At 43.5% G+C, this 7,382-nt stretch carries 7 protein-coding genes; 5 read left to right on the top strand and 2 right to left on the bottom strand.

The genetic code is table 11. The annotated features are described in order from the left end of the window. Nucleotides 1-36: 36 nt before the first annotated feature. From L4C33_RS17795 to L4C33_RS17775, 5 genes are all read left to right on the top strand, one after another. Nucleotides 37-321, top strand: coding sequence for a DUF1330 domain-containing protein (locus L4C33_RS17795; protein ID WP_428813750.1), 285 nt, complete (start codon nucleotides 37-39; stop codon nucleotides 319-321). 552 nt (nucleotides 322-873) lie between these two features. Then, nucleotides 874-2,022 carry an S-(hydroxymethyl)glutathione dehydrogenase/class III alcohol dehydrogenase gene (locus L4C33_RS17790; protein WP_428813749.1) on the top strand — a complete coding sequence of 383 codons (1,149 nt, stop codon included), beginning with the start codon at nucleotides 874-876 and terminating at the stop codon, nucleotides 2,020-2,022. Nucleotides 2,023-2,223: 201 nt separating this feature from the next. Further along, nucleotides 2,224-3,063, top strand: coding sequence for an S-formylglutathione hydrolase (gene fghA / locus L4C33_RS17785; protein WP_428813748.1), 840 nt, complete (start codon nucleotides 2,224-2,226; stop codon nucleotides 3,061-3,063). 105 nt (nucleotides 3,064-3,168) lie between these two features. Continuing rightward, nucleotides 3,169-3,501: a DMT family transporter gene (locus L4C33_RS17780; protein WP_428813747.1), complete on the top strand. Its 333-nt coding sequence runs from the start codon at nucleotides 3,169-3,171 to the stop codon at nucleotides 3,499-3,501. 148 nt (nucleotides 3,502-3,649) lie between these two features. Continuing rightward, nucleotides 3,650-4,051, top strand: a complete 402-nt coding sequence (locus L4C33_RS17775) for a hypothetical protein (protein ID WP_428813746.1) — start codon at nucleotides 3,650-3,652, stop codon at nucleotides 4,049-4,051. 128 nt (nucleotides 4,052-4,179) lie between these two features. Here the strand turns inward: L4C33_RS17775 and L4C33_RS17770 are convergent, their stop codons facing one another. Further along, the gene (locus L4C33_RS17770) at nucleotides 4,180-5,292 is read right to left on the bottom strand and encodes a response regulator (RefSeq protein ID WP_428813745.1); all 1,113 of its coding nucleotides are present in this window, start codon (nucleotides 5,290-5,292) and stop codon (nucleotides 4,180-4,182) included. Next, nucleotides 5,285-7,382, bottom strand: a 2,098-nt coding sequence (locus L4C33_RS17765) for a response regulator (protein WP_428813744.1), incomplete at its 5' end; no start/stop codon positions are given. The genes L4C33_RS17770 and L4C33_RS17765, both read right to left, overlap by 8 nt.

Below are 7,382 nucleotides of genomic sequence, written 5' to 3'. Positions count from 1 at the left end.
ATTAAACAGAGATTACATTAACTAGAGGAATTTATTATGCCAGCCTACATGCTAACTTTTGTTCGTATCCATGATCACGAAGCTCATCAACGTGACTACCTTGTAAAAGCTCATGCAATATTAGAAAAACACGGAGGGAAAGCATTATCCGTAACTGACAGTGTGGATGTTAGAGAGGGTTCAATGCCAGAAGGGCGCCTGATCTTGGTCGAGTTCCCCACCAAAAAACATGCTGAAGATTTTTATACCGACCCAGAGTACCAACCGTTGAAGCAGCTAAGATCAACGCTCTTGGACGCTGATATGGCGATTTTTGAATAAAGCGTCGACTCACTAAGGCTGGCACGGAGTCATCATGCTGTTGATGGAAAACATGTCAGTCAGCATTGCAAGTAAACCACATTATTCATTAGTAATGATCCTAAAACCCTAGAGTTACCTGAATTACTTTGAAGTAGCCGATGCTTTACCGCCGGCTACTCAAATAACCACCTCGAAAAGTGCCTATCTCGAACCAGCATTTAAGCCTTGTTTGGCGATCGCCATTTGAATAATTCGAACTCAATGACAAAAGCTACCGATACAACAGAAAAAGCCGCAAGTTCTCTTCCTCATAAACCCTCATGATCCAAACATAGCAATGCCCTCTCCAGAGAGCTAAACCTTCAACTATTACATATATGTAAAAATCATTTTCATTTTAGTGGGATTATCAAAACTCAACAAACACCTATACTAGCCACAACAAAACGACACAGCGGAAACAAACAAGCTCGACTAACCTTAAAGCGAATGACTTCACGACTCTACGTGRACACTACATTCCCAAATAGACWATGAGCTCCGCTTCCACGACTTATATAGGAAAATATAATGACGATTGAAATCAAACCTGGTCAAACTCATATCCAATCTAAAGCTATGGTCGCATGGGCTGCTGGTGAGCCGCTTAAGCGTGAAACGGTTGACGTTGAACTGCCTAAAGCCGGCGAAGTGCTTGTTCGTATCGTYGCTACTGGCGTTTGTCACACTGATGCATTCACWCTATCAGGTGACGATCCAGAAGGTATCTTCCCTTCTATCTTAGGTCACGAAGGTGGCGGTATYGTTGAAATGATTGGCGAAGGCGTAACAAGCGTTGAAGTCGGCGACCACGTTATCCCACTTTACACAGCTGAGTGTGGCGAATGTAAATTCTGTAAGTCTGGTAAAACTAACCTATGCCARGCRGTTCGTGAAACTCAAGGTAAAGGCCTAATGCCAGAYGGCACWAGCCGTTTCTCTATCAACGGTGAGCCAATCTTCCATTACATGGGTTGCTCGACTTTCTCTGAGTACACRGTWCTTCCTGAAATCTCRCTAGCGAAAGTAAGCAAAGAMGCACCWCTTGAAGAAGTTTGTCTTCTAGGTTGTGGCGTTACAACSGGTATGGGCGCWGTKCTTAACACGGCTAAAGTTGAAAAAGGCGACACAGTTGCTGTATTCGGCCTAGGYGGTATCGGTCTTTCTGCAATCATCGGTGCTCGTATGGCGGGTGCAAGCAAAATCATYGGTGTTGATATCAATGAAAGCAAGTTTGAGCTAGCAAAACAGCTTGGCGCAACTGACTGCATMAACCCTATGAAATTCGATAAGCCAATCCAGGAYGTTATCGTTGAGATGACCGACGGCGGCGTAGATTACTCTTTCGARTGTATCGGTAACGTAAACGTAATGCGTCAAGCACTTGAGTGCTGCCACAAAGGTTGGGGCGAATCTGTCATCATCGGTGTTGCCGGTGCAGGCCAAGAAATCTCAACTCGTCCGTTCCAACTAGTRACGGGTCGTGTATGGCGTGGTTCTGCTTTCGGTGGTGTTAAAGGCCGCTCTGAGCTTCCAGAAATCGTTAACCGTTACATGGCGGGTGAGTTTGGACTACAAGAGTTCATCACTCACACTATGGGTCTTGATGACGTTAACGAAGCATTCGACCTAATGCACAAAGGCGAGTCTATCCGTACTGTTCTACATATGGATAAGTAAGCCAGTTACATGTAAGACAAGTAACTTGTAAATAGGTAAACGTAAAACAGGTTGTTCAGGATGGACAGCCTTTGAATGGCCTTGCGCTCCACTGCCTGTATGCTCAAGGCCGTTCACCAAACCATGAATATAATAGTTCTTGATAACTTCACATCGAGAACCCACCTCGCCACGCGAGCATAATTAAACTTTGGAGAAACCATGTCTCTTGAAAATATCAGCCAAGCCAAAGTTGCTGGCGGTTGGCACAAACAATACAACCATTACTCTGCGACGCTAGATTGCAACATGCGTTTTGCCATTTTTCTTCCGCCAAATGCAACTAAAGAAACACCAGTACCCGTTCTTTACTGGCTATCAGGCTTAACCTGTACTGACGAAAATTTCATGCAAAAAGCAGGCGCTTTTAAAGCAGCCGCTGAGTTAGGTATCGCTATCGTAGCTCCGGACACAAGCCCAAGAGGTGATGAAGTCGCGGATGACGAAGGCTACGACATGGGCAAAGGTGCAGGCTTCTACTTGAATGCAACGCAACCACCTTGGAATACTCATTACCAAATGTATGACTACGTCGTCACTGAGCTTCCAGCATTAATTGAAGCTTACTTCCCTGTGACACCTGTAAAATCAATTTCAGGTCATAGCATGGGCGGACACGGCGCACTTTCAATTGGCATTAAAAACCAAGACAGCTACCGCTCTGTTTCTGCTTTCAGCCCAATTACTAACCCAATGCAATGCCCTTGGGGACAAAAAGCATTCAGCCAATATTTGGGCAGCAACATCGAGTCTTGGAAACAATATGACTCTTCAGAACTACTGAAAACAACACCAATGACGCTACCAATGCTAGTCGACCAAGGTGAAGCAGATAATTTCTTAGTTGAGCAACTGAAACCAGAGCAATTGATTGAAGCGGCAAAAGTGCATAACGCAGATTTAGAAGTACGCATGCAGCCAGGTTACGACCACAGCTACTACTTTATTTCTAGCTTCATTGATGAGCATCTAGAGTTCCATGCTGCTTATTTAAACCAGTAATAACGACATTTAAGAGCTGCCCGCGCCTCTTAGGTGCGGGCTTTTTTTTGCCCAAAACTAACTGATAACTGATAACTGATAATCAAAAATAATAGGATATAAAATATGAGCTGGTTCTTTTTACTTATGGGCGTAATGGCTGAAGCGTTATCTCACGTGGCATTGAAAGCAACAGATGGATTCAGCCTAGACAAGCCAATCCCTGCTATTTTAGTTATCACTGGTCACTTAGCTGCATTCCTATTTTTGGGTCAAGCGATGAAAGAGTTGCCTGTCGGAATTGTGCATTCATTGTGGGCTGGACTCGCGATTGTCACCGTCAGCTTGATTTCTACATTCGTGTACAGACAGCACCTAGACACAACTGTTTGGATCGGCATGTTATTGGTTGCGGCAGGCGTGGTTCTGATTAACTTATCTCAAGGACATAGTCACTAGGTTCTAGGAAAATAAAAATTTAAGAATGATGAACGTTTCTAAGAATTGATTTAACGCAATCATTCCGCTTCCCACTTATAGCAACACTTACCATGACAATTTCAAACCTGTACCATAGCAACCTCATTATCATTTTGTGTAGGTTGCTATGAAGGCACTAAAATATTTCTTCTTTTTTATYGTATTACTCAGTGGGCTTTTTACCGCTTGGTTATTCGTGCCAATCCCTGCAACTCTCGATCAAAAAACCTTCGAACAACCGTTAACGGAACCGTTTAAGCTTATCGCTTATCGCAATAATCCAAATGACGCGAGCAAACCCTACACTTACCATTACTACGTGATTTCAGACGTAAGCGACATAAAAGAGCTGGAACCGTTTCTTATTACGACAGACAAGTTTGCGAAGTTAGGCACATTTGACGAGCATACTTTTTCAATGACTGTTAACGGGAAAATTGAGCAATACACTAATGACTTGTGGGTGGAGAAATCTGACGGAAAACTGCAGCACATTTACGTCAGTATTGATGCAAATTACGTAAGGTAGTGAACAAAATCTAACTGGGCGAGATAAGGTCATAAGCAGGGACTCACCTTATGGCTTATGGCTTATGGCTTATGGCTTATGGCTTTGAATCATGATTAAAGAGTGGTGGTTAGGAAAGTAACCCACCACTACGAAGCTTCGGGTTTTTCGTCGACGTCAGCGTCCCTAAACGCATCAGCGATATCTTTGAATGTATCTTCGATGGTTAAAAATATATCAATTAACACTGGGTCAAAATGTTGATCGCGACCTTCTGTAATAATTTGAACCGATTGCTCATGGCTGAAAGGCGGCTTATAAACCCGTTTGGAAATCAAAGCATCGTACACATCAGCAATAGCCATTAGTCTTGCACTGAGGGGGATATTCTCACCTTTAAGGCCTTGAGGGTATCCACTGCCATCCCATTTTTCATGATGGCAATACGCAATTTCTTTTGCATAAACTAAAAAATCACTGCTAAAGTCGATGGACTCTTCTACTGTTTCAATGACTTCTCGCCCCAACAAAGCATGCGCTTTCATGATGTCGAACTCTTCTTCTGTAAGCTTACCGGGCTTCAACAGAACTTGATCGGGAATACCCACTTTACCAATATCATGCAGAGGTGCCGACTTATACAAGGCCATCAGGCTTTCTGGTCGCAATTGATCTTTATACAGGTTCAATCTAAGTAACTCTTCCGCTAGTACTTTTACATAGCGTTGTGTTCGCCGAATGTGATTGCCCGTTTCGTTGTCTCGAGTTTCCGCCAGCGAAGCCATCGCACTTATCGTTGCTCCCTGAAGGCTTTCAAGCTCATGCGTCCGCATCTTCACTTTCTCTTCAAGAAGATCGTTATGTTTGGACAAATTACTGATCGCACGTTTTAGACGTAAGTGCGTATTCACTCTGGAGAGTAAAATAGGGGGGCTAATAGGCTTTAATAAGTAATCGACAGCACCCATCTCGAACCCTTTCTCTTCATCCTCGATTTGAGATTTCGCAGTAAGGAAAATAATAGGAATAGGCTCAGTCACCCGATCGTTTTTTAATCTTCGACATACTTCGTAGCCGTCCATCTGCGGCATCATGATATCGAGCAGAATAATATCCGGGGGGTATTGATGTGCAGCTTCCACGGCTTGAGCTCCACAGGTTGCAATACGTACCTGAAAATGTGGCTTTAATAAGCTGTGTAACAAAACTCGATTTTCAGCGATATCATCAACGACTAATACCGTCTCTTGCTGTTTATCCATCAACATCTCTCCCGCCCAGCTCTCCCCCGATTTTATCGAGATCGAACGGGTAGATACTCACGGCCTTCCTGAGCGCTATACTTGCCTGCTCAAAATCACAATCATTTATATAGCGACAGCAAGCTTCAAAATCATCCGTAGTAAGTATAGCCTTAAGATGAAGGTAATGTTCGTCAAGGAAGTCGATCGCGCCAGCATTAAGTTCATACAGCTGAGTATAAAGCTTATGGACAATAGCCACTGACTCTGGCGATAAATCTAATTTTTGATTGTCATTTGGAGTTGGCCTATCCAATACAACAGAAAGGTCTTTAAAGAAGGTATTAATGTATTGCTGGGCTTCATCAAACAAGGGCTGCAGGTCAACAAGTGAATTAGGTTGGTTAACGGCACTTTCCATTCTCGCAGCTATATCGGAGAGTCTAATTGCACCAAGATTTGCAGCCGCTCCTTTCAAAGTATGGGCATGCAATACAGCCAAAGAAACGTCTTCCTTTTCTAAAGCTATTTTGCAACGTTCCACGACGTTGTATTCTCTATCGATAAATTGTGAGAGTAGTCGGCGATACAACACTTCATTACCCGCTACCCTTAACAGCCCATTTTTACTGTCTAAACAAGATATATCACTGAAGAAAAGTGAGCTTTGGGTACTACTGTGGTGTGCATCATTGGCTACCGGGGCATCCATAACTGCCACTTTATTCTCGTCTCTAGCGACACTATCGACTAAAGAATCTGAAGCCTCCGTGGTCTTACCCCACTTTTGGATCGTACTGAACAGTAAATCAGGATCTATTGGCTTAGACACATGATCGTTCATTCCAATGCTGATACAGCGTTCTCGCTCCTCGACCATAGCATGGGCTGTCATTGCGATTAATGGAATGTCGTTATAGGCAGGGTTGTGCCTAATTCTTCTGGATGCTTCATACCCGTCCATGATCGGCATTTGAAGATCCATAAAAATAATATCAAACCGGAACCCCTGAGTTTGTGAATCCGACAATCGATCCAGCGCTTCCTGTCCGTTGTTAGCTATAGTCACGGTGATCCCTTCCGCTTCCATCAGCTCTGTCGCAATCTGTTGGTTTATTTCGTTATCTTCAGTTAGTAATACATGTAGGTTTGAGAGTTTATGAGTGTTTGTCGTTTGCTGTTTCGAATGACGACTCACGGCATCTTCAGGATCAGCWGAAAACAGCTTCACTAACATATCAAATAAATAAGATTGCCCGACAGGCTTAGACAGATACCCAGATACATCAACAGAATCATAAGATCCCGCAAGTTCCTCTTTGTCATAGGCTGTGACAATGACAATTTTAGGCTGAGCTTCTTTTGGCAAAGTATTACGAATTTTCAAACTGGTTTCCACCCCGTCCATCTCAGGCATATTCCAATCCATAAACACCAGGTTAAATGGGGTGCCCAACGTTACCGCTTGCTCTAACTTTTCAACCGCCTGCAGACCACTGTTTGCCAGTTCCACTTCCTGAGGCAATATGTCCAACATATCTTTCATGATCTCCAAAGCATGCTCGTTATCATCAACGACCAAAGCTTTCAGAGAATTGAGTGACGATGGAACTAACGATGGGCCGCGCGGCTCTTCATTATCTTTTGAATCAAGCCAAATATTAAACGTGAAGCGGCTCCCCACACCTAACTCACTTTCAACCCTTAAGGTTCCTCCCATTAACTCCACCAGGCGGCGACTTATCGATAACCCTAGACCGGTCCCGCCATATTTTCGTGTTGTGCTGCCATCGGCTTGAGTGAACGCTTTGAACAAATTGGTCATATGTTCACTAGACATTCCGATCCCAGTATCTACAACTGAAAATTCAAGCTCAATTTTCCCATCTAGCTTTTGGAGTTGCTTAACTGAAACGGAAATTTCCCCTGTTTCGGTAAACTTCACCGCGTTGTTAACGAGATTGATGATAATTTGCCCAAGTCGGAGTGGGTCCCCATTTAAAGTTTCAGACAGGTTTCTTGGCAAGCTAAACAGTAATTCCAACTCTTTTTCAAAGGCTTTTTGCCCCGTGACCATTGAGACGTTTCTTAATACGTCATCTAAATAGAAC

Origin of the sequence: Vibrio makurazakiensis (genome assembly GCF_050337375.1) — a bacterium.
Classification (GTDB): Bacteria; Pseudomonadota; Gammaproteobacteria; order Enterobacterales; family Vibrionaceae; genus Vibrio; species Vibrio makurazakiensis.
This window is presented reverse-complemented; position numbering and strand designations above follow the sequence as displayed.

Bases quoted from the DNA above. Each gene is read 5' to 3' on its own strand.
- fghA (WP_428813748.1), top strand. From the start codon at position 2,224: ATGTCTCTTGAAAATATCAGCCAAGCCAAAGTTGCTGGCGGTTGGCAC.
- L4C33_RS17780 (WP_428813747.1), top strand. From the start codon at position 3,169: ATGAGCTGGTTCTTTTTACTTATGGGCGTAATGGCTGAAGCGTTATCT.
- L4C33_RS17795 (WP_428813750.1), top strand. From the start codon at position 37: ATGCCAGCCTACATGCTAACTTTTGTTCGTATCCATGATCACGAAGCT.
- L4C33_RS17770 (WP_428813745.1), bottom strand. From the start codon at position 5,292: ATGGATAAACAGCAAGAGACGGTATTAGTCGTTGATGATATCGCTGAA.